Raw genomic sequence first — 22476 nt, 5'->3', positions numbered from 1 at the left:
GGATCGAGATCGGCGAGTTCGATGTACTGCGTTAACGTGGGTTACTTGCTATTTTGAAGGCATTGGGAAATAAATCGACATTTTGCCAAAGTTTGTTACATATCACCCCTGTATTGGGCGAAATTGTTTCCCCCAATCCCCCCAGGGGCGATCGTTTTGAGCGAAAATTGACCGAAAATCCGCTTGTCTATCCGTCTCGTTAGAATCCCCAATTGTCATTATGTTATTGCGCTTGCTCACGTTCCCCGTACTCGGCCCACTCGAAGGCATTACCTGGATTGGCGAACAAATTTTAGACCGCGCCAATGCAGAACTCGACGATCGCGAAAACCTACAAAAGCGCTTGTTGTCTTTACAGTTAGCTTTCGACCTCGGCGATCTTTCTGAGGAAGAATTTGAAGCCCAAGAGGAAGAGCTATTATTGGCAATTCAAGCCTTGGAAGATGAAGAGAATCGAGAGTATCTTTGATCTTTTTAAGTTCACGGCGATCGGAACCAATTGTATTTAGGGGCGAAACATGTTTCGCCCCTACTTTTATCCTCTGTTAGTTTGAAATTAAAACTATTTGTAGTCAAATTAACCTCAAAACATGAAATATATTCGTCTCGAAGATTTGGCAGTAAAACCCGTTTCTCATAATCAAAAAATCAACAAAAAAGTAATAATCGAACCGGGAGAGTTGCCTAACTTAGTCTATTTTTCTCAAGCGACTTTTCCGCCAGGAGAAATTGCCGACGGTCACGCTCACTCCGATATGTATGAGGTGTTTTTTGTTAGTGAAGGGAGGGGAACGATTCGGATCGGCGATCGCGCCTATCCTTTAGCACCGGGAACCTGCATCGCCGTGGAACCCGGAGAAATTCACGAACTCATCAATGATAGTCAAGAAAACTTAGTCGTGACCTATTTCGGAATTCGCGGGTAAACTCTTTCAGTTATAGCCTTTTCGATCGTCATGAGGAACCGAACTTGTTGGATTAAAGCCAAGTCGTTCGAGAAGTTCCCCTTCTCAAGGTTAAAAAAGAGCCTTAAATAAGGAGAAGCCCCAATGTTTAAATCACTGGGGCTGTCTTTGAAATAGGGTAGGATTTTTGAATTGGCTAAGGGGGGGTTAGCCAAAGCTAGCGGTTTCCTATTACCAAACTGGGGGGTCCTTTCCAGGGGTATGAAAAGGTTCGCTTGTTTGGTTAACCGCGATTGATTTTATTATGTCCGAATCTAGGCTGCTCCAACATCGACCGACCGGGCGATCGCCAATCCCCCAATTGGGTGAACCTCATGGAGGTGACGCGATTTGCGCCAAATAATTGTCAATTGTGCCATCGGCTTCTAAGCTCGATCGCGACGAACCGTTCGCATTTTGCCCGAGGCAAAATCAAGCCCCGATGACTCAACTTTCGGAAGATGCTAGAAAATACGCCCCCGCGACCCAGCGCAACCGAGACCCAATTTTAACGGTCTTGAAGCGAGTGCTGCCGCCGACGGGGACGGTGTTGGAAATTGCCAGTGGAACGGGGGAACACGCGGTTTATTTCGCGCCCCAGTTGCAGCCGCGAGGTTGGCAGCCTACAGAACCGGAAGCCATGTTGCGCCGCAGTATCGAAGCGTGGCAAATGGCTCGTCCCTGTAAAAGTTTATATCCGCCGTTGGCTGTGGATGCGCGGGCGTCGCAATGGGCGATCGAAACCGATCGGGAATGGGCGACGGGAAAACCGCCTCTGACGGCGATCGTGGCGATTAATTTGCTGCATATTTCCCCCTGGGAAACGACCCTCGGCTTGTTGGCGGGGGCGAATCGCCTATTACCCCCCGATGGCGTTCTGTACATTTACGGGGCGTTTAAACGCGGCGGTCGGCATACGGCGGCGAGTAATGCGGCGTTTGACGAAATCTTGCAGCAGCAAAATCCGAGTTGGGGAGTGCGCGATTTAGATGAAGTGGTGGCGATCGCCGAGGGCGCCTGTCTCGATTTGAACGAACTGGTAGAAATGCCTGCCAATAACTTTTCCGTAGTTTTTCGGAAACGCCCGTCGATCGCCTCTCCCGGAACGTCCCGATAAAAATTGCCGATCTCGTTCGCCGAGACCCGCAAGGATGCCGATTGATTTTGTGATGGCGATCGCGTCATAATCTAAGCGCGATCGCTTCCCTTGCCGAAGTCGATCGCCTCTTCGAGGGTCGCGCGATCGCGGCGATCGCCTTGAATTCTAGCGACGATATAAATATCGAGTTCGAGATCGTCCCATGATTACGCTCAATCTTCTCCCCGGCGCCATTCCTGAATTACTCGCCTGCGTCCGCGAAACTCAACAAATCGCCAAAGCCGACCGCTACGGCTTGATGGCTGCGGTGTTAGACGAATCCTTAGCCGAAGACGATCGGCGCTGTCTCGACCGCCTCCTGCGTTCGATCTGCCGGGGTCGCGTTCAAATCGTGGACGACCTCTCTACCATCGGCTAAACTCCCAGGCCCGATCGTGGCCGTAAAATAGCCATAAAATAGCCATAAAAATAGAAAAAGGGCGATCGCGTCTCGAACTCGACAACTGCGCGATCGCCCTTTTTCTATTCCCTTTCACTCCGCGCGATCGGGGTGTTGAACCTCCCTAGAAGGTCGCTTCTCGTCGAGTAATCCGGAACTTTTCCAGGTAAAATAAACGGTCAAAGCCCGGGCTAAGTCCTTAGACATGAGATCGAGTTCCGTAAGCATTTCCGACTCTGGCGAAACCTCCGATGGTTTTCGATCCGGTTGGGGTTGCGTTCTCTCGTCCATTGAATCACACTCCTCTGTTATCCCACTTATCCATATTTTCAGGGAAAAAAACCGTTAACCGGGAGCTAAAATTGCCAGTTTTCTAGCTGTCATAGACGGGTTTCTCCCTACACCCCCACCGTCAATGCAGCCCCATTATTCCGAGGAGATAAATCCAATAAAAAAGGAACGGCCCGATCGACCCACCGGGCGATTGGAGTGTAGGAAGCCGCACTTTCTCCAAAACAAATTTCGAGCATTTCGGTATGAATAATTCCTGGATTGAGGGCGATCGCCCCCATCGTCGTCGGTAATTCTTGAGCGAGCGATCGCGTCAGCCCTTCGATCGCCCATTTCGTCGCACAATACGGTCCGACTTGCGGGGAAGTCGAGCGTCCCCATCCCGAACTAAAATTGACAATAATCCCGCGATCGTTCGCCACCATCGACGGCACGAAATGCCGGATCGTATTGGCAACGCCTTTAACATTGACATCGATCGTTTGGGAAAATTCGCGATCGTCGAGTTCCCATAATACAGCCGGACGGTTAATCACTCCTGCATTATTGATTAACAAATCCGGCGCAATTTTTTCGGTTAATAATTCCCTGGCCCAGTCGCGCACTTGGGAATCGTCGGAGACATCGACAACGGCAAATTGATGGGGGCGATCGAATTGTTTTTGTAACTCTTCGATCGCCACAGGCGATCGCGCGCATCCCCACACCGTATGTCCCAATTCAATAAACCTCTCCGCCATCGCCCGACCCAAACCGCGACTGACTCCAGTAATTAAAACTCGTTGGCTTTGTCGGTCGGTTACTTTTCGGGAATTCATCGATTTTTTGTTGCTTTTTCTTGCGACTTCTCGCCCCTATGTTATCGCGACTTCGATCGCGACGGCGATCGTCGCGAATTCCCGTCCTACAAATATCCCGACGCTTGCATCGTGAATAACTTCGCATAGCGTCCGTCGGCGGCGAGTAATTCCTCGTGAGTTCCCTGTTCGATAATTTTTCCCCCTTCCATCACCGCAATTTTATCCGCCATGCGAACGGTCGAAAACCGATGAGAAATTAAAATTACTATTGCGTCGCTCGCCAATGCTTGCAAGCGCTCGAACACGGCGATTTCCGCTTCCGCATCCATCGCGGCGGTGGGTTCGTCCAAAATTAAAATATCCGCTTGGCTGCGCATAAACGCCCGCGAAAGCGCGATTTTTTGCCATTGACCCCCCGACAATTCAAAACCCCCTTTAAACCAGCGTCCTAACTGGGTTTTAAATTTTTCCGGCAAGGTTTCGACAAACGATCGCGCCATCCCTTTTTCGGCGGCGGCGTGCCATTGGGATTCCTCTTGGAGGCGATCGACATCGCCGACGCCGATATTTTCGCCGACGGTGAAATGATAGCGAACGAAATCTTGAAAAATCACCGCCATGCGACGGCGTAAGGCATCGATATCCCACTCTTGTAAATCGACGCCATCGAGTAAAATGCGCCCTTCACTGGGGATGTAAAGCCGGGTAAGCAGTTTAATTAACGTCGTTTTTCCCGAACCATTTTTACCGACTAACGCTAATTTTTCGCCGGGTTTGAGATGCAAAGACAGATCGCTGACGGCGGGGCGATCGCTCCCCGGATAGGTAAACCCGACTCGTTCGAACCGAATGCCATCTTGGGGATGGCTGCCCCGGGTAAAGATTCCGGCTTCGGGCGGGGTCGGTCGTTCGAGAAATTCGTAAAGATTGGACAGATAAAGATTATCTTCGTACATGCCGCCGATCGAGGTCAGGGCATCGGAAAAGGTCGTTTGTCCTTGCCGAAAAATGGTCAAGTACATGGTCATTTCCCCTAAAGAAATGCGCCCGTAAATGGTGGCGAGGACGATCCAGGTATAGGCGCCGTAAAAGGCGATCGTACTGAGCAAACTGAGTAAATAGCCCCAAAAGCCGCGACGCAAGGTGAGATCGCGGTCTTCGCCGTAGAGTTCGTCGAAAATATTGCGGTAGCGTTGCAGGAAGTTGGAACCGAGTTGGTAGAGTTGAACCTCTTTGGCGTAATCTTCTCGGGCGATTAAGGTTTCGAGATAGATTTGGGCGCGGGTGGCGGGCGATCGCCAGCGAAACAGGCGAAAGGCTTCGGTCGCAAAGCGGGTTTCGGCGACGAACGGCGGAACGGCGGCGATCGCCAGGATCGCCACCGCCAACGGCGAAAATTGAATCAATAAGCCGCTAAAACTGCCTAACGCCAGTACATCTTGAACCAGGCGAAAGGTTCGATTCGCCAAAGACAGGGGACGATTGGAGGCTTGGCGGCGCGCCTGGGTCATTTTGTCGTACAATTCAGAATCCTCAAAATCACGGAGGCTGAGGGTGAGGGCTTTTTCTAAAATGGCAACATTGACCCGTTGACCGAGTAGAACCCGTAGCAACGACTGGCAGACATTCAGACCCCGTTGGGTTAGGGTTAAAAGCATAACGGCGGCAGCTTCGAGGGCGACGTAGGCGATCGCGGTGGTGCGATCGCTCGCCAATCCAGTTTCGGCGGCCCGTACCACACTATCGACGATGAGCTTACCCAGGTAAGCCACCCCCGCAGGTAACAACCCGGCGAGTACGGTTAAAACGGCGAGGGCCACCGTCAGCGCTCGACTGCTCGACCACACCAAGCCGACAGCTCGGGTACTATATTGGAAGGCTGACAGCAGTTGCCGAAATATACGGCGTCCTGCGCGAATTGAAGTCATTTTGCTCTATGCACCTCTTGTACTCCTCTCTAAACTCGACCCTTTAAAAGATATGAAAAGCCGGAACTGACGGCGATTTAAACGTAAGCAAGAACGTCGAAAAGATTTGGTTTCGCTTCCTCTCTATCGAGACGGGATGTTCTACGAGTTTTAAAAGTGTCAACACCCCGGTCGTCCCCCCGTGAATGCCCCTTAAACCCTCGCAAACATGCAATTTTCTCCGACTGGTAGCATTCTGGCTAGGTTAACGCAAGTTAATCAAAGTGGCGTCCTTGCCAATCTGGTCAGTAATTTACCAGTTGGTGAATTTGTCTGCCTGCTCGACTTTATCACGGCGGAATTTCAACAGTATTTTCGGGCGATCGATCTGATTGGCAACGAAGCCCTCGAAACGATTCTCAATCAGATTCTCGATGCGTTAACCCTCAAAATCGGTCAAATTCTCAAAGCCGAACGGACGACCATTTTTTTAGTAGACCAGAATCGCGAGCAATTGTGGTCTCAAGTTAGCGACAGCGAAACGGGCAAAACTACGGAAATTCGGCTGCCGATGAATGTGGGGATTCTCGGTCACGTCGCCAAAACTGGGGAAGAACTCAATATTACCGAGGCGGCGAACCATCCTCTGTTCGATCGCGAAGTGGACGAACCGCCGGGATGCGAGGCTCGAAATATACTCTGTATTCCTATTTTCAGCAGTAAGGACGGCGATCGCGCCGTGGCGGTCGTCCAACTGCTCAACAAGGAAAATGGCATCCCTTTCGACGAGGCGGACGAGCAGCAATTTCGCGAATTCGCCAGCGCGATCGGTATTATCCTCGAAAGCTGTCAGTCTTTCTACGTCGCCGCCCGCAACCAACGCGCCGCCAGCGCCCTGTTAGAAGCGACGACGACCTTGGGCCAGAGTTTGGACCTCGAAACCACCTTGCGCGCGGTCATGGATCGGGCTAAAGACTTGATGCAGGCCGATCGCAGCACCTTGTTTCTCCTCAGTAAAGAAACGAACGAGTTGTGGACGAAAGTCGCCAAAGCCGACGGCAAAACGATGGTCGAAATTCGCATCCCCGCCAATAAAGGGATTGCGGGGTACGTCGCCTCCACCGGGGCAACCCTCAACATCCCCGACGCCTATCTCGACCCCCGCTTCGACCCGACGACCGATCGCCGCACGGGATATCAAACTCGCAATATTCTTTGTATGCCCGTCTTTAATGCTGCCGGAGATTTGATCGGGGTCACCCAGTTGATTAACAAGCATCAAGGCAGTTTTACCACCGCCGACGAAGCCTTTTTACGGGCGTTTAACGCTCAAGCGGGGATTGCCCTGCAAAATGCCCAACTGTTTGAAAATGTGCTGCTGGAAAAACAGTATCAGAAAGATATGCTCGAAAGTCTTTCCGATGCGGTGATTTCGACGGACATGCAAGGACGGATCGTGACGATTAACGAGGCGGCTTTAGAACTGCTCGGTTGTCCGACGGCGGAAGGGTCGAACAAGTCTCAATTACAGTTCTGGGAGAAAAAATTACAGGGGCGATCGGTCTGGGAGGTGGTGCCGATCGAAAATTTGCAATTTCGGTTGGAAGACAGCTTGCGCCATGCGGCGCGTCACTACGTGCCGGAACAGAGTGTGACGGTGGGGTTGTATCTAGAACCGAGTTCGAGAGCGGCAACGGGCGCATCCGGGGGCGAGTCCGAGGGCGAACGGCACGGCGATCGCTATATTTTGGCGATCCGCGATCGCGCCGACCCCAGTCTTTACATTCCCTGGAACGAAAACCCCGCCAACCCTGGGGTCGAGCCGATTCCTACACAGCAGGTCAAAGAAATCGAACGCAGTCTCAATTTGACCGTCAATCCCCTGACCAATCCCGAAGGGGGGGTACGCGGCGGTTTGGTGGTGTTGGAAGATATCAGCCGCGAAAAACGGATGAAGACGACCATGTACCGTTACATGACCCCCGGGGTCGCCGAACGGGTGATGGCCCTGGGAGAAGATTCGTTGATGGTCGGCGAACGCAAGGAAGTGACGATCTTGTTCTCCGACATTCGCGGCTATACGACGTTGACTGAGAATTTGGAAGCGTCGGAAGTGGTTTCCCTGCTCAACCAATATTTCGAGACCATGGTCGAGGCGGTGTTCAACCACGACGGAACCCTCGATAAGTTTATCGGCGATGCCCTGATGGCGGTGTTCGGCGCGCCCCTACCCTTGGAAGAACACGCCTGGATGGCGGTTCAGTCGGCCCTGGACATGCGCCGCCGCCTGCGCGAGTTCAACCGCCGCCAACCGGAACATAAAATCCGGATCGGGATCGGTATTAGTTCCGGGGAGGTGGTTTCGGGGAATATTGGCAGCCAAAAACGCATGGACTATACGGTGATTGGCGACGGGGTGAACCTCAGTGCGCGTTTGGAAAGCGTCACTAAGGAATATCATTGCGATATTATTTTGAGCGAGTTTACCTATCACCTGTGCGGCGATCGCCTCTGGGTGCGCGAGTTAGATAAAATTCGGGTCAAAGGCAAAAATGAAGCCGTCAGCATTTACGAGTTGATCGGCGATCGCTCCATGCCCCTCAGCGACGAGAAACGGCGCTTTTTAGACTTTTACCGCGCCGGACGGGATGCCTATATCAAGCGGGACTTCGACGCCTGTATCGAGCAGTTTCGCGCTGCAGCGCGCTTGTTTCCCGAGGATCGCGCTACCGAGATCCACCTCCAACGTGCCCTCGATTATCTCGAACATCCCCCCGCCGAAGATTGGGATGGGGTGCATACGATGACCACGAAGTGAGCAATTCACCGGGCGCCACCCCCCCGGGGTTGGCTTCGACCGTCGTGACCGTTATCGCCGATGCCTAATTCTTGTTTGGCAGTTTGCAATTTTTGCCAGAGCGCCTCGATTTCGTTATAGGCTTGTTCGGGGGATAATTTTCCCCCAGTTTCCAGACAGCTAATCGTCGTCACTTTTTGGGCGAACTCTTGCAAGTTGGCATCAAAGACGAGATTTTCTGGGGTAAACGGTCCGCGATAGCGACTGCGAGGATAAAAGAAGTCATAGCTGTTCATGGCAATCTCTCCTTGATAAGTGCTTGAGCGCGCTTCAGACCGCCTGGATTTACCCGCTCGATCCTGATTTGACGATTCCTATTTGTTCGTTGTACTCGCCGCGACGATCCCGGGAACTGACGGTTATCAAAATGTTCGATATCTTGGGTATTTTTTCTGGGTAAATCTATGGAATTTAGGTCTTTTGAAACCTGTCTTCTCGGTATTTTAACTGAAGGTTAACGCCTTTTAACTCAATCTTAACCTAAAGCGCTGAAAAGTTACCAGGATCGATCTGAAGATTTTTGTACTTTGCACTTTTGGGGGATCCTCGCGATCGCCCCCTCCCGAGGGTACGATGCCACCGAGGAGAACGACGAGGTAAAAGAGCTCTCGGTATAGATTTTATAGAGAATTTGGATAGGGATCGCGAGGGTCACCAAAACTTGACAAGTCTCGGGGTTTTCTTTTGGGAGAACCGTAGCCGCTACAAGTGCAAGATCTAGGGTTCAGAAAAGTTTGGAAACATCGGCGTAATCTAGGTAGAGTTTGGGCGATCGCTTCTCGATTTATAGGCTACTCTGCCGAATTTAAATCCCGGTTGAAATAACTTTAATTAAGGATTTTTAGGCTCGACGATCGCATTTTGGGGTGAATTGAGTCAATTTTTGATAATACAATTGAGATTTTCATAATATTAATTAACGAACGAGATTGATGTGTCATTCGATCTTTAGTCTATTCTTGAAATAGATATTTTAAGGTAACGGAAGTTACAGAAATACAGGCTTTTAAACACCGCGATCGAGGCAGAAGGCGATCGGGAGCGATCTCCTTTCATTGTGGGTTAAATCGTCGATTCGATCGGTTTCAGAGTGAAGGGCGATCGCCCGGGAAAAGCCCCCGGGAAAGAGCGCCGCAAGAATCGTCCCCATAACATCGCTAATTCTCAAAAAAATCAATCTGCCCGATGCTATCAGGGAACCCAGAAGCGAGAACGGGTAGAAAAGAGAAATAAAGACCAAAAAATCGGGCAAGCGATCGCCAGCGATCGGGCGATCGCCAGCTAGCGATAGAATGATTGGGGAAAAATGACGGCTCGCGATCGCGAGACAACCCCCACCCCAGTTCCATCAAAATCGAGCATTATCACCGATGTCCGTGCCAGAAAAACTTTACGAAGGGAAAGCCAAAATCCTGTATCCCACCGACGATCCAGAGATTTTATTGGCGTACTATAAAGACGACGCGACCGCCTTCAACGCCCAAAAACGGGGAACCATCGTCGGGAAAGGGCAAGTCAACTGCACCCTGTCCGCCGCCTTATTCAAACATCTCGAAGCGGCGGGAATCCCCACCCATTTCGTCGAGCAAACGGCAGGCGATCGCATGAAAGTCCGGCGCGTGCGGATTTTGCCCTTAGAAGTTGTAGTCAGGAATATTGCTGCCGGAAGTTTGTGCAAGCAAACCGGGTTAGCCGTCGGCACCGTCTTGAAACATCCCCTCGTCGAGTTCTTCTATAAGAAAGACGAGTTAGGAGATCCCCTCCTGACGCGCGACCGACTGCTCCTCTTAGAGCTGGCGACCGCCGAACAGCTCCAACAACTCCAAACCATGGCCCTGCGGATCGACGAGATCCTCAAAGACTTTTTCCACCAATGTGGTATTACCTTGGTGGATTTCAAATTAGAATTCGGCATTGATGGGAGCGATCGCCTCATCTTAGCCGACGAAATCAGTCCCGATACCTGTCGGTTGTGGGACGACAGCCAAAGCGATCCCGAAGCACGGGTAATGGACAAAGACCGATTCCGGCAAGATTTGGGCAATGTTGAAGGAGCCTATCAAAAAGTGTTAGAGCGGGTTCTCGCTCAAACGCCCCCGTCAGCTCCCCATTAAACGGCAAAAAACGGCAAAGAATGCAGACTTTGCAGCCCAATAGTATTCTGTCTGTGGTGTGTGGACGTGCCAAAAACTCGACAAATGCGCTTATCTCCAGTCTGGGGAGCCCTTCTGGCTGCCTCAGCCCTTCTCAGTTTCTCGCAACCGGGTCAAACCCAATCCCTCGGTGAAGGGGGCCGTGGAACCGAAACCCCTGCCGCCGCCGGGAACGCCGACGCCGATCCCGAGATCGCCCCAGAGTCCGCAACGAGCGCTCGGAGGGTGGATTGGGAGGCGATCTCCCGGGAATGGCAAGCGATCGAAGCCACCCAGAACGCCCCAGGGGAGAGCCATCTAACCCCTGGGGCGTCCCCGAGGCTGCAAGCACAAGTCAGCGACCCTCCCGTTCCCGACGAACCCGGCGAGCCCCCGACCAACGCGCCCTCGGCGGCGGAGGAAGCCGACGGAGAGCCTGAAGGGAGCCAACCGGAAGCCGAGACCGAAACCGAAACGCCGGACACGACGGAAGACGGAACCGGAAGCCCCGAAGTGATTAGGGATACGGAAGACGAACCGACCCGTTCCCGTCCGCAAGCGCCCTTACCGATTCCGAGAGACGAACCGGAAACCCAACCGGAGGGAAGCCAAACGAGCGAACCCGAAGTCCTCGTCGCCGAAGTGGTCGTCGAAGGAGTCGAAGGCGAACCGGAACTCGAAGATGAAGTTTACCGGGCCATTTCCCTGCGACCGGGACGGACCACGACGCGATCGCAACTGCAAGAAGACATCAACGCCATTTTTGCCACCGGATATTTCTCCAACGTCCGAGCCCGACCGGAAGACACGCCGTTAGGGGTGCGCGTCACCTTCGTCGTCGAACCCAACCCGGTCTTACAGGCGGTCGAAATACGCGGCAACCAAGTTTTACCCCAAACCACCATCGACGAAATTTTCGGCGAACAGTACGGCGAAATCCTCAACCTGCGCCGCTTCCAAAACGGGATTAAAGAACTCAACGAGTGGTATCAAGCCAACGGCTACGTGCTGGCCCAGGTGATCGACGCCCCCCAAGTGACCCCGGAAGGCACCGCGATTCTCGAAGTCGCCGAAGGGGTAGTCGAAGATATCCAAATTCGCTTTATTAACGAAGACGGCGAAACCGTCGATGAAGAAGGGCAACCGATTAAAGGGCGAACCCGGGAATATATCATCACCCGGGAGTTGGAGTTAGAACCCGGGGAAGTGTTCAACCGGGGACAAGTCGAACGGGATTTGCAACGGGTGTTCGGTTTGGGCATCTTTGAAGACGTGCAGATTTCCCTCAATCCCGGCGAAAACCCCCGTAATGTGGTGGTCGTGATTAATGTTCTGGAGAAAAACACCGGATCGATCGCCGCCGGGGCCGGGATTAGTTCCGCAAGCGGGTTATTTGGAACGGTCAGCTACCAAGAGCAGAACTTACTCGGACGCAACCTCAAACTCGGGGCGGAATTGCAAGTCGGTCAACGCGAATTGCTGTTCGACGTGAACTTTACCGACCCGTGGATTGCCGGGGATGAAAATCGTACCTCGTACACGGTCAACGCCTTCCGACGGCGATCGATTTCTCTGATTTTTGACGGCGGGGACAACGACGTCGAGCTCGATAATGGCGATCGCCCTCGGGTGCTGCGGTTGGGCGGCGGCGTCACCTTCTCCCGTCCCTTAGAAAACGACTGGCGGGCTTCCCTCGGGGCCAAATACCAGCGCGTCAGCATTCGCGATTCCGACGGCGACATCGAACCGGAAGACGAACTCGGCAACGATTTGAGCTTTAGCGGCGACGGGGAAGACGACCTGTTGACCGTGCAGTTAGCCGCCTCGCGCGATCGCCGCAACAACCGAGCGCAACCCACCGCCGGAAGTCTCTTCCGAGTCAGTGCGGAACAGTCGGTTCCCATCGGACTCGGCAATATTTTTATGACTCAACTGCGTAGCAGCTACAGCTACTACGTCCCCCTCGATATCGTCAAATTCTCCGACGGCGCCGAAACCCTCGCCCTGAGCGTGCAAGGCGGCACGACGATCGGCGATCTGCCCCCTTACGAAGCCTTTTCCTTGGGAGGGAGTACCACGGTGCGCGGTTACGGGGAAGGGGAACTCGGAACCGGGCGCAGTTTCGTGCAAGCCACGGCGGAATATCGGTTCCCGATTTACGCGATCGTCGGCGGCGCGCTCTTTTTCGACGCGGCGACCGATTTGGGCACCGGAGGGGACGTTCCCGGAGATCCGGCAGGGGTGCGCGACAAACCCGGTAGCGGCTTCGGCTACGGCGTCGGCGTTCGGGTGCAGTCTCCCCTCGGCCCGATCCGCGTCGATTACGCCTTCAACGACGAAGGCGAAAGCCGCTTTCACTTCGGCATCGGCGAGCGGTTTTAAGGGGAATGACAGCAGAACGGACAGAGCACCGGAGTGCGTACACTTTGGCCGGGGAATTTACCCTGTCCGGGGTCGGCTTGCATAGCGGCGAAATCACCACGGTGACGGTCAAACCGGAGTGGACGACCCCGGGGCGGGTGTTCGTGCGCCGCGATCTCCCCAACGGACCGACGATTCCGGCGCGGGTGGAAGCGGTGAGCCAAACCACCCTTTCGACGGAATTGAAAGCGGACGGGGCCGAGGTGCGAACCGTGGAACACCTGTTAGCGTCCCTGGTCGGGATGGGGATCGATCGCGCCCGCATCGAAATCGACGGCCCGGAAGTGCCGTTACTCGACGGTTCCGCCCAACCCTGGGTGGAGGCGATCGCCCGGGTCGGACGAGTGGCGGTTCCCGAGGCGATCGTCCAACCCGTCGTGTTGGACGAACCGATTGTCCTGCGCGACGGCGATGCCTTCGTGGCGGCGTTTCCCGACGAGGGAGTGCGAATCAGTTACGGGATCGATTTTCCCTATGCGGCGATCGGCAATCAGTGGTACAGTTGGTCCCCGGATCCCGGTCAAATCGAGCCGTCCGACTTTGCACGGGCGATCGCCCCGGCCCGGACTTTCGGTTTTGCCGACCAAATCGAAGCCTTACGCAATGCAGGTTTAATCAAAGGCGGCAGCTTGGACAACGCCCTCGTTTGCAGCGCCGACGGCTGGCTCAACGGACCGTTACGATTTGCAAATGAACCCGTGCGTCATAAAATTTTAGACTTAGTAGGAGATCTCAGCTTGCTCGGGGTGCTGCCCCAAGCTCATCTCGTCGCCTACAAAGCCAGTCACAAGCTGCACGTCCGGCTCGCGCGGGCGATCGCCGAGTCCGGAAGCTCTCGCAACTGTTCGACTCCAACTCAATCCACAGCCCAACTCACCTGATACGGGCGTCGCAAGTCAAAGCAATCTACCATGTCCAGTTCGACCGACCTTAACAATTCTGCCCACCGTCAAACCGAACCTCAAACCGATGAGGAGAGCAAGCCGACGCCTTCCCAATTATCGATCGAAGAAATACACAAACTCCTTCCCCATCGCTATCCCTTCGCCCTCGTCGATCGCATCCTCGAATACGTCCCCGGCGAACGGGCCGTGGGGTTGAAAAATATTAGCTTTAACGAACCCCAGTTCCAAGGGCATTTTCCCCAACGCCCGATTATGCCGGGAGTGCTGATGGTCGAAGCGATGGCCCAAGTCGGCGGCGTCGTTTTAACCCAACTGCCGGGAATGGAAGGCGCTTTGTTCCTCTTTGCCGGAATTGATAAAGTCCGCTTTCGTCGTCCGGTGGTTCCCGGCGACCAATTGATTATGACCACGGAATTAATGAGAATGCGGCGGCGGTTCGCTCAAATGAAAGCGCGCGCCGAAGTTGAGGGCCAACTGGCTGTAGAAGGGGAATTAATGTTTTCCCTCGTGGATTGACCGGAGCAAAGGTAAAAAGACCCCGGCTGATAACGGGTTCTTTTTATTTTTGGCTTTTTACTCTTGAAAATTATGAGGACACTGATTCACCCGAGTGCGGTCATCCATCCGGATGCCCAGATTCATCCCACTGTTGAGGTCGGTCCTTACGCGACGATCGCAGCGCAAGTCAAGGTCGGTCCGGGAACGAAGATCGGCGCGCATGTCGTGTTGGACGGTCAGACGGAAATCGGGGCAGCCAATCGCATTTATCCGGGGGCGGCGATCGGTCTGGAACCTCAAGATTTAAAGTACGACGGCGCGCCGAGTCTGACCAAAATCGGCGACGGCAATACGATTCGGGAATACGTGACGATCAATCGGGCGACGGGAGAAGGCGAAGTGACGGCGATCGGCAATGATAATTTGCTGATGGCTTACGTTCATGTTGCCCACAACTGTCGCATCGCCGATCGCGTGGTGATTGCCAATAATGTCGCCCTGGCGGGTCACGTCCAAATTGAGGATCGCGCCGTTCTCGGCGGGGTTTTGGGGATTCACCAATTCGTGCATATCGGTCGGTTGGCGATGATCGGCGGCATGAGTCGGGTAGACCGGGACGTGCCGCCGTACATGCTCGTCGAAGGCAATCCCTGCCGGGTGCGATCGCTCAATCTGGTGGGCTTAAAACGGGCGGCATTGACCCGAGAAGACCACCAATTGCTAAAAAAGGCATTTCGCATCCTTTACCGCAGTGGCGACACGTTACAGCACGCTCTCGAACAGTTGGATTTACTCCCGGAGAACGAATATGTCGCCCACCTGCAGCGCTTTTTAGTCGCTTCTCTCGGCGAAGGACGGCGCGGTCCGACCTCCGGCTCGAAGGGGTCGCGTTCGTAGGAATGGATCGAGGGCGCGCGGTGCGGATATTTATTTGTACCGGAGAGGTCTCCGGGGATTTACAAGGGGCGATCCTGGTCGAGTCGTTATTCCAGCAGGCGGCGAGGCAGGGGATCGACTTGCAAATCGTGGCGTTAGGCGGGGCGCAAATGGCGCGCGCGGGTGCCGAATTGCTCGCCGATACGACGGCGATCGGATCGGTGGGATTGTGGGAGTCGCTGCCGTTTGTGTGGCCGACGTTGCAGATTCAACGGCGCGCCAAACGGTATTTGAGGGAGAATCCGCCGGATCTGGTCGTGGCGATCGATTATATGGGGCCGAATTTGGCGATCGCCAATTTTGTGAAGCGGCATTTACCCCAAGTTAAGGTGATTTACTATATCGCGCCGCAAGAGTGGGTCTGGTCTCTGGGCGATCGCACCACCAGCGAGATCGTCCGTCTGTGCGATCGCATTTTGGCGATTTTCCCCGAAGAAGCCCGCTATTACCGGGAGAAAGGCGCTTCGGTGACTTGGGTGGGCCATCCCTTGCTCGATCGCCAGTCCCAATGGCCCGCACGCGATCGCGCCCGGGAAAAATGGGCGATCGCCCCGGAAACCCCCGCGATCGTCTTATTACCAGCATCTCGAATTCAAGAAATCCGCTACTTGCTACCCCCCCTGTTCGAGGCGGCGCGTCGGATTCAAGCGGCCCTACCCGAAGTGCGCTTTTACGTTCCCCTGTCTCTGGGGACGTACCGGGAGGCGATCGAAGGGGCGATCGCCCGCTACGGCTTGCAGGCGACCGTCGTAGACCGCGAGGACACGCCGTGGGCGATCGCCTGCGCCGATTTGGCCCTGACCAAATCCGGTACGGTCAACCTCGAAATTGCCCTCGCCGGGGTGCCTCAAGTGGTGCTTTACCGCGTCAGTCCGCTTACGGCGTGGATCGCCCGCCACCTGTTGCGCTTCTCGATTCCGTTCATGTCGCCGCCGAATTTGGTGTTGATGAAATCGGTGGTTCCGGAGTTGTTGCAGGAAGAAGCGACGCCGGAAAATATCGCCCGGGAAGGGCTGCAGTTATTGCGCGATCGCGAAACCCGCGAGGCAATGTTCGCCGATTACGCCCGCATGAAGGAAGCCTTGGGGGAAGTCGGGGTCTGCGATCGCGCCGCCAAGTTCTTGCTGCAGTGGGCGGGCGATCGTTAAAAAGATATTTTAACGGTCAAAAAGTATAATATTGCTCCATCTAAACTCTAAACTCCAAACTCCCCAATGAAATCCCTCGCCAACACCAGTATGGCGATCGCGGCGATCGCCGCGATCCTGCTCGGATCCGAGCGACAGGCGATCGCCCAACTCGTCCCCCGTCCCTGGGTATCCGTCGGTATTGAAGACAGCGAACCGACCTTTTCCGTCGGCGTTCGCGCCCTCGGATTTGGCGCCGAACTCGGCTTGACCAATGACAGTACCGTCGGCGTCGATGTGATGAAATTCATCAACCCGCCATTTGTCAGTCAAGTATCCGGTTATGTCGGCGTCGGACTCTACGACGATCCCGACTCCGACGATCGCGACATTGCCTTTTCTGGAGGCGTCCAGGTCTTCCCGGAAGGCAATATTTTTTTCGGGGCCGGGTATCACAGCATTCGCGGAATTAACGGACAAATTGGCATCAAACTGTTTTAGAGGCGATCGATCCGCGCTTCTGCGTCGCCAAGCCGACATCAGATCGAGCAACCAAGTTATAATCTTTGGCGAGATGCATGTAGGGAGCTTTCGTCAGCATGAGTAAACCTGAAGTCAACGCCTTTTTCGTCGGTCGAGCGCTGGCTCAAGCCATTGGCGAACAAGTAGAAAAAACGCTGACCCAAGCCCTCAGCGATTTAGGGAAATTCGATGCCGAACAACGAGAGCGCTTGCACGCCTTCATGGAAGAGGTCATGCAACGCGCCCAACAGCAAGCGGCGCAGACCCAAGGGAGTGCTAACTCTGCTGAAGGCGACTTTAACTTCGCCAACGAACCCGAAGGCGACTTGCAAGCGACCATCGACGAATTACGCGCTGAAATTGCTCGGGTCAGAGCCGAATTGCAACGCTATCGCAGTCGATCGCAGTAGGGTTGTTTTCCTGTCCATGTAGGAAGACGTCTATCCCTGAATTTTCCCGACAACTGAACCGCGAACTCCCCGCATTGCTCCATTTCTCCGTATCCATTCCGATCGCCCGAATCAATCAAGTTGGAAACCCGCGTGTCTGCTATCTCTGACGATTCCCTCGACCGCCAGCATTCCCGGCAGCATCATTCCCGAGAGAATGCGCGTTCGGTCAGTGGAGAGAGTTCATCTCAAATCGAACCCATAGAACAAATACAACTGAGCGTACATCAACAAGGGGCGTATCGCTGGAATCGCCCGAACTACTCGCGCAATCGGCGACGCCTGGAAATTTGGGCGTTCGTTTTGCGCTTTCTGTTCGAGTTGTGGTACGACAGCAAACCGTGGACCTATCGCGGCGGTTACAGCGAGGAAAAACGGGCGCGACGGCGCAAGCGACAGGCGATTTGGATTCGCGAGTCGATGTTGCAACTCGGTCCGACCTTTATCAAATTGGGTCAATTGTTCTCGACGCGATCGGATTTATTCCCGGCGGAATATGTCGAGGAACTGTCCAAACTGCAAGACCGAGTTCCGGCGTTTAGCTACGAACAAGCCGAAGCGATTGTCGAGCAAGATTTCGGGCGCCAGGTCGGCGAACTGTTTCGCGCCTTCGAGCCCATCCCCCTCGCCGCAGCCAGTTTGGGGCAAGTTCACAAGGCGCAGTTGCATTCCGGGGAAGAAGTGGTCGTCAAGGTGCAGCGTCCCGGACTGAAGCGCTTGTTTCAAATCGATCTGGCGATCGCGCGAACGGTGGTCCGGTATTTCGATAACCACCCGAAATGGGGACGGGGCCGCGATTGGATCGGCATTTACGACGAATGTTATAAAATCCTCTACGAAGAAATCGACTATCTCAACGAGGGACAAAACGCCGACACCTTCCGGCGCAATTTCCGCGATCGCGACTGGGTGAGGGTTCCGCGCGTTTACTGGCGCTACACGTCCCCCCGCGTCCTCACCCTCGAATACGTTCCCGGGATTAAAATCAGCCACTACGAAGCCCTCGAAGCGGCGGGACTCGATCGCAAAGTCCTCGCCCAACTTGGCGCCGAAGCCTATTTACGCCAGTTACTCAATCACGGCTTTTTCCACGCCGACCCCCATCCCGGTAATGTGGCGGTCAGTCCGGAAGGGGCGTTAATTTTCTACGATTTCGGCATGATGGGACGGGTTCGCCGGGATATCCGCGTGAAAATGCTCGACTTGTTTTTTGGGATTGCCAAGAAAAATGCCGAAGATGTGGTGACGGCGTTGGTGGAATTGGAAGCCCTCTCGCCGATGGACGATATGGGGCCGGTGAGGCGATCGATTCAATACATTCTCGATCACTTGATGGATAAGCCGTTCGAGGAACAGTCGGTGACGGCGATTAGCGACGATCTCTACGCGATCGCCTACGACCAACCTTTCCGGTTTCCCGCCACTTTTACGTTTGTCATGCGCGCCTTTTCCACGTTAGAAGGGGTCGGAAAAGGGTTAGATCCGGACTTCAACTTTATGGAGGTTGCCAAACCTTTTGCAATGCAAATTATGAGTAACGCCAATTCCAGCGATCGCAATACCTTTTTCGACGAACTCGGACGCCAAGCAGCTCAAGTGAGTAGTACGGCCCTGGGTTTACCCGGTCGCATCGAAGATACGATCGAAAAACTCGAACGCGGTGACGTCCGGGTACGGGTACGCTCGATCGAAACCGATCGCGTGCTGCGTCGCCTCGGTAGCATCCAAATGGGAACGAATTTAGCTTTGTTGGTCAGTGCGTTTACCCTGTCGGCGACAATTTTGTTAGTCAACGATAAAATTTGGCTGGCGTTGGTGGTAGCTTTAGTGGCGATCGCCCTGGCGGGGAGCTTGATTCGCTTACTCATGAGTGTCGAGCGCTCCGATAAGATGTTTTAGAGGGGGTTTCCCTCGGGCGCACCGCGATCGCACGTTTTAGCTGCGCGTGGCGTATTTTGGTTAGTTTTCACGTATTTTCACGCCTACAGTTGACTTATGAAACGATATTTTGCGGGTCTCACGGATACGGGACTCGTTCGCGCCGTTAATCAAGATGCATATTACATCGACGACTCCGAAGGACGATTTTTTATCGTCGCCGACGGTATGGGCGGTCATGCTGGGGGTCAAGAAGCGTCGCGAATTGCAACTGAAACGATTCAAACCTATTTAATCGAGCATTGGGACTCGCCGGAAAGTTCGGAAGAGTTATTGAAAGCGGCTTTTTTAAAAGCGAACGAAGCCATTATCCAGGATCAGCTAGACCATCCCGAACGGTCGGATATGGGAACTACTGCCGTCGCCGTGATTTTCCGGGACGAAGACGGCCCGTGGTGCTCCCATATCGGCGATTCCCGTCTCTACCGCCTGCGTGGGGCGAACCTCGAACAGATTACCGAAGATCATACCTGGGTGGCGCGCGCCCTCAAGGCGGGACATTTGACCTCGGATGAGGTGCGGACTCACCCCTGGCGCCACGTGTTATCTCAATGTTTGGGCAGACAGGACATTCAGGAAATTGAGGTGCAGAGGTTGGACGTACAACCGGGCGATCGCCTGTTGTTGTGCAGTGATGGCTTGACGGAAGAACTTTCGGATAAAAAGATCGAATCGATCCTCAAATCGATCCGCGCCGGAGACCAAGCGGTTAAAAATCTCGTCAGCGCCGCTAAAGATAAAGGTGGGCGGGATAATATTACCGCGATCGCCATTACCCTCGAAAATGTCACTTAAACGGAATTTCGCTACCCCCCCACGGTCGTATTCCCCCCAATTTTAGGGCTGGAGACAGGCTACTTTGTCATTGACGGGCGCCGATCGCCTCTCCCCTCGATCCGAGTCGAAAACGCTGCATTCGACTCGGATCGTCGTGCTTTCGTAGGGAGATCCGGTTCGCCCCGATCGCTTAAATTGTCTGTCGGGCGATCGCCGCGCGTTTATTTTTTTCCCACACCCTAACCCTTTCACTTCTCGCACCGATCCCGACGGAATCGCCGTTCGATTTCCCGGTTTTGTCCGGGATTCTTAACCCTTGACCCCGGGATTCACTCCCGTTCCGTTCAATCCGAGCATTTTTACTCGGGTCGAGTTGATAAAAGGACATCAGAACCCCTCCGTTCGGAAACTTTTCGGCGATTCGTGTCATCTTTTATTCACAAGACTACCCCCCTAAAGTGGGCAACTTGTCAAACGATTGTTATAATTTGTAACATCGGGAAACTGCCACCGGGGCAACAGGGAATCCTGACCCCTAAGAAGGACTCCCGAAACAAGAGACAAATCCAGTCAATCCGGCTGGATAGCGCTTGTCAAAACCGACCGATAGAACTTGGAGGTTACCAATGGAACAAGTACCTTTAGAACTCTCCTTAGAACAAGAATTTAACGTCCGCAGCTTTGAGGATCAAGTCGATCGCATGAGCCGCGATCAAGCCCAATACTTCCTCAAAGAACTGTACAAGCAAATGTTGATGCGCGAAAATATGTATCGGCATTTCCTCAAACAAGAGTGGGACTTATAACCCGGTTTACGGGTTGTCATCCCTTCCGTGGGTCAACCGAGTCAACGACCTCCTTCTCTTGCTCCGTTCTCCGTTTGAGAGAACCTAAAGCTGGGGATGTCGGGGCGTTTAACTCCCCGCGATCGCGTCAGAAGCACGGCGCATACTGCCGAGAGAGTTAACGAAGATCGGGTGTCGAGTATCGCTCCTTCTCAGGGCTCAATTTGACTGTTGCGATAGCTATTGTTCTCCGATCGCCCTTCAAAAGGAGAACGAGACGTGGGACGGGCACCTGGCGATCGACCGTCGATCTTTTTGAGAGAATCGAGTCGCGAGTCGGTGAAGATCGCGGCGATCGAAGCCAACGAGAGTTGTTCTAAAAATATCTGATAAAACCAATAAGCTGCCACAGGGATTAAAAACGGCGAGAACTGAGGGTTTTTGCCCTCAAAAGATCGGCAAATTAAGTGTTTTGAGTGACGATCGGACGCTGAAAGCCGGGGCGATCGCCGATGTAATCAGAGCGCCACGAACGGCGATCGCCCGAACCGGAGCCGGACTGAGCGGCAATGAGAAGTGCTAGAATTTGAAACAAATCGCCCCGATCGCGCCTAGATCTACAAGAGATCGGCGATCGAATCGAGTCCTATCGTGGCATGACCCAGCGATTTCAGGCGTCGCTCGATGTCTGCATTTGAGAGCTTCAAAGTTAAATCTTAATCAAAACAGAATGTTTAGGCGGCTTTTAGTTTGTACGGATTTTGCGGATGGTCTGCATCGTTTGGGGAACTTCCTCCCCAACTTGGCGGCAGGGGGGATCGAGCAAGTAGTTTTTCTACACGCCGTTCCCTTGTGGACAAAAGGTCAAATTCCTCGCGAAGATACGGAAAAAATGGAGCGGGCACGCGATCGCCTGAGCCGTTCGATCCCCGAAACCGTGCCGGAGGGCGTAGAAGTCGCGGTCGAATTGCTGTCGGGTCCACCGAGCGACAAAATTGTCAAAATCGCCAAAAAGTACCAAAGTGATTTAATCGTCCTCGGTACGTCCCACCGCAATTCCCTCAGCGAAAACCTGTTTGGTAGCACGACTATCGAGCTGTCGGGACGGACGCGCATTCCCTTGATGACCTTCCCGACCGAGTTAATTTCGGCGTTGACCAGCGAAGAATTGGCCTTACGTTGCCAACACTTATTGCGTTACATTGCGATTCCCTACGACGGGGGCGATCGCTCTAGCGAGACGGTGGAACGGCTCAAGTATTACGCAAAAGATCGACCCGCCAACTCCCTAGAACGCTGTTTGCTAGCCTGGGTCGTCGATGCGGGGGTCCTGCATAAGATTCCCAAAGACGAACAATTGCGTAAAGCGAACGAAACCCTCGTCCCGATTAAAGCGGATCTCGAAGCCCTCGGCTTGCAAGTCGATGTGGAAGTGCGCTTGGGCGAGCCAATCGTCGATATTTTGGAATTGGCGCAGATGTCGGATATTTGCGCGATCGCCGTGTCCGCAGACAACCTGAGCAATCTGTGGGACTGGCTGCCCTCCTTCCGCCGGGAACTGCTGCGCCGCAGTTGCGAACCGATTATTTTCTTCCCGGCCCATCAAGATTAAAAATTCGGCGTTATTTTTAAAGATCGCCAATAAGGCG

Annotated in this window: 25 protein-coding genes; 18 read left to right on the top strand and 7 right to left on the bottom strand. The window is 53.9% G+C overall.

What is annotated here, in order from left to right:
- Positions 1 to 220: 220 nt before the first annotated feature.
- The 4 genes from HCG48_RS23865 to HCG48_RS23850 all read left to right on the top strand — a co-directional run bounded on the left by HCG48_RS23865 (position 221) and on the right by HCG48_RS23850 (position 2461).
- Positions 221 to 469, top strand: a complete 249-nt coding sequence (locus HCG48_RS23865; RefSeq protein ID WP_168571406.1) for a gas vesicle protein GvpG — start codon at positions 221 to 223, stop codon at positions 467 to 469.
- Between the two features lie 121 nt (positions 470 to 590).
- Complete coding sequence (locus tag HCG48_RS23860) at positions 591 to 926, top strand: cupin domain-containing protein (RefSeq protein WP_168571405.1); 336 nt, start codon at positions 591 to 593, stop codon at positions 924 to 926.
- 460 nt (positions 927 to 1386) lie between these two features.
- Entirely contained in the window at positions 1387 to 2061 is a 675-nt protein-coding gene (locus HCG48_RS23855) for a DUF938 domain-containing protein (protein WP_168571404.1), read from the top strand.
- 184 nt (positions 2062 to 2245) lie between these two features.
- Entirely contained in the window at positions 2246 to 2461 is a 216-nt protein-coding gene (locus HCG48_RS23850; protein WP_168571403.1) for a hypothetical protein, read from the top strand.
- A gap of 114 nt (positions 2462 to 2575) precedes the next feature.
- On the opposite strand, the gene HCG48_RS23845 is transcribed toward HCG48_RS23850, so the two are convergent.
- The 3 genes from HCG48_RS23845 to HCG48_RS23835 form a co-directional block, all read right to left on the bottom strand.
- Entirely contained in the window at positions 2576 to 2773 is a 198-nt protein-coding gene (locus HCG48_RS23845; protein ID WP_168571402.1) for a hypothetical protein, read from the bottom strand.
- A gap of 107 nt (positions 2774 to 2880) precedes the next feature.
- A complete protein-coding gene (locus HCG48_RS23840) occupies positions 2881 to 3591 on the bottom strand; it encodes an SDR family oxidoreductase (RefSeq protein WP_168571401.1) in 711 nt (236 codons plus the stop codon).
- 86 nt (positions 3592 to 3677) lie between these two features.
- A complete protein-coding gene (locus HCG48_RS23835) occupies positions 3678 to 5501 on the bottom strand; it encodes an ABC transporter ATP-binding protein (RefSeq protein WP_168571400.1) in 1824 nt (607 codons plus the stop codon).
- A gap of 208 nt (positions 5502 to 5709) precedes the next feature.
- Here HCG48_RS23835 and HCG48_RS23830 point away from each other — a divergent pair, with 208 nt between their 5' ends.
- Positions 5710 to 8298, top strand: coding sequence for an adenylate/guanylate cyclase domain-containing protein (locus HCG48_RS23830; protein WP_168571399.1), 2589 nt, complete (start codon positions 5710 to 5712; stop codon positions 8296 to 8298).
- Between the two features lie 5 nt (positions 8299 to 8303).
- Here the strand turns inward: HCG48_RS23830 and HCG48_RS23825 are convergent, their stop codons facing one another.
- Entirely contained in the window at positions 8304 to 8573 is a 270-nt protein-coding gene (locus tag HCG48_RS23825) for a DUF7219 family protein (RefSeq protein WP_168571398.1), read from the bottom strand.
- Between the two features lie 854 nt (positions 8574 to 9427).
- Between HCG48_RS23825 and HCG48_RS23820 the strand changes: the two genes are divergently transcribed.
- The 11 genes from HCG48_RS23820 to HCG48_RS23770 all read left to right on the top strand — a co-directional run bounded on the left by HCG48_RS23820 (position 9428) and on the right by HCG48_RS23770 (position 20060).
- Positions 9428 to 9622 (top strand): hypothetical protein, encoded by a 195-nt coding sequence (locus tag HCG48_RS23820; protein WP_168571397.1) that lies wholly within the window; start codon positions 9428 to 9430, stop codon positions 9620 to 9622.
- Between the two features lie 85 nt (positions 9623 to 9707).
- Positions 9708 to 10451 carry a phosphoribosylaminoimidazolesuccinocarboxamide synthase gene (gene purC, locus HCG48_RS23815; RefSeq protein ID WP_168571396.1) on the top strand — a complete coding sequence of 248 codons (744 nt, stop codon included), beginning with the start codon at positions 9708 to 9710 and terminating at the stop codon, positions 10449 to 10451.
- Between the two features lie 84 nt (positions 10452 to 10535).
- Positions 10536 to 12851, top strand: coding sequence for a BamA/TamA family outer membrane protein (locus HCG48_RS23810; RefSeq protein WP_168571395.1), 2316 nt, complete (start codon positions 10536 to 10538; stop codon positions 12849 to 12851).
- A 5-nt stretch (positions 12852 to 12856) separates the two neighbouring features.
- Positions 12857 to 13771 carry a UDP-3-O-acyl-N-acetylglucosamine deacetylase gene (lpxC, locus tag HCG48_RS23805; RefSeq protein WP_168571394.1) on the top strand — a complete coding sequence of 305 codons (915 nt, stop codon included), beginning with the start codon at positions 12857 to 12859 and terminating at the stop codon, positions 13769 to 13771.
- Positions 13772 to 13801: 30 nt separating this feature from the next.
- On the top strand, positions 13802 to 14311 hold the full coding sequence (gene fabZ / locus HCG48_RS23800) for a 3-hydroxyacyl-ACP dehydratase FabZ (RefSeq protein ID WP_168571393.1): 510 nt from the start codon (positions 13802 to 13804) through the stop codon (positions 14309 to 14311).
- Positions 14312 to 14383: 72 nt separating this feature from the next.
- A complete protein-coding gene (lpxA, locus tag HCG48_RS23795) occupies positions 14384 to 15190 on the top strand; it encodes an acyl-ACP--UDP-N-acetylglucosamine O-acyltransferase (RefSeq protein ID WP_168571392.1) in 807 nt (268 codons plus the stop codon).
- Positions 15191 to 15192: 2 nt separating this feature from the next.
- Entirely contained in the window at positions 15193 to 16377 is a 1185-nt protein-coding gene (gene lpxB, locus HCG48_RS23790) for a lipid-A-disaccharide synthase (RefSeq protein ID WP_210437122.1), read from the top strand.
- A gap of 66 nt (positions 16378 to 16443) precedes the next feature.
- Entirely contained in the window at positions 16444 to 16857 is a 414-nt protein-coding gene (locus tag HCG48_RS23785) for a hypothetical protein (RefSeq protein WP_168571391.1), read from the top strand.
- A gap of 98 nt (positions 16858 to 16955) precedes the next feature.
- Positions 16956 to 17288, top strand: a complete 333-nt coding sequence (locus tag HCG48_RS23780; protein ID WP_168571390.1) for a DUF6825 family protein — start codon at positions 16956 to 16958, stop codon at positions 17286 to 17288.
- 132 nt (positions 17289 to 17420) lie between these two features.
- Positions 17421 to 19226, top strand: coding sequence for an ABC1 kinase family protein (locus HCG48_RS23775; RefSeq protein ID WP_168571389.1), 1806 nt, complete (start codon positions 17421 to 17423; stop codon positions 19224 to 19226).
- Positions 19227 to 19322: 96 nt separating this feature from the next.
- Positions 19323 to 20060 carry a Stp1/IreP family PP2C-type Ser/Thr phosphatase gene (locus tag HCG48_RS23770; protein ID WP_168571388.1) on the top strand — a complete coding sequence of 246 codons (738 nt, stop codon included), beginning with the start codon at positions 19323 to 19325 and terminating at the stop codon, positions 20058 to 20060.
- Between the two features lie 172 nt (positions 20061 to 20232).
- On the opposite strand, the gene HCG48_RS23765 is transcribed toward HCG48_RS23770, so the two are convergent.
- Entirely contained in the window at positions 20233 to 20430 is a 198-nt protein-coding gene (locus tag HCG48_RS23765) for a hypothetical protein (RefSeq protein ID WP_168571387.1), read from the bottom strand.
- Positions 20431 to 20668: 238 nt separating this feature from the next.
- Here HCG48_RS23765 and HCG48_RS23760 point away from each other — a divergent pair, with 238 nt between their 5' ends.
- A complete protein-coding gene (locus HCG48_RS23760) occupies positions 20669 to 20848 on the top strand; it encodes an NblA/ycf18 family protein (RefSeq protein WP_168571386.1) in 180 nt (59 codons plus the stop codon).
- A gap of 191 nt (positions 20849 to 21039) precedes the next feature.
- Here HCG48_RS23760 and HCG48_RS23755 read toward each other — a convergent pair whose 3' ends face one another.
- Positions 21040 to 21237, bottom strand: a complete 198-nt coding sequence (locus HCG48_RS23755) for a hypothetical protein (protein WP_168571385.1) — start codon at positions 21235 to 21237, stop codon at positions 21040 to 21042.
- 53 nt (positions 21238 to 21290) lie between these two features.
- Positions 21291 to 21422, bottom strand: a complete 132-nt coding sequence (locus HCG48_RS26630; RefSeq protein ID WP_281362049.1) for a hypothetical protein — start codon at positions 21420 to 21422, stop codon at positions 21291 to 21293.
- A 135-nt stretch (positions 21423 to 21557) separates the two neighbouring features.
- On the opposite strand from HCG48_RS26630, the gene HCG48_RS23750 reads away from it, so the two are divergent.
- On the top strand, positions 21558 to 22439 hold the full coding sequence (locus HCG48_RS23750) for a universal stress protein (protein ID WP_168571384.1): 882 nt from the start codon (positions 21558 to 21560) through the stop codon (positions 22437 to 22439).
- Positions 22440 to 22476: the final 37 nt, after the last annotated feature.

Origin of the sequence: Oxynema aestuarii AP17, assembly GCF_012295525.1 — a bacterium.
Classification (GTDB): Bacteria; Cyanobacteriota; Cyanobacteriia; order Cyanobacteriales; family Laspinemataceae; genus Oxynema; species Oxynema aestuarii.
This window is presented reverse-complemented; position numbering and strand designations above follow the sequence as displayed.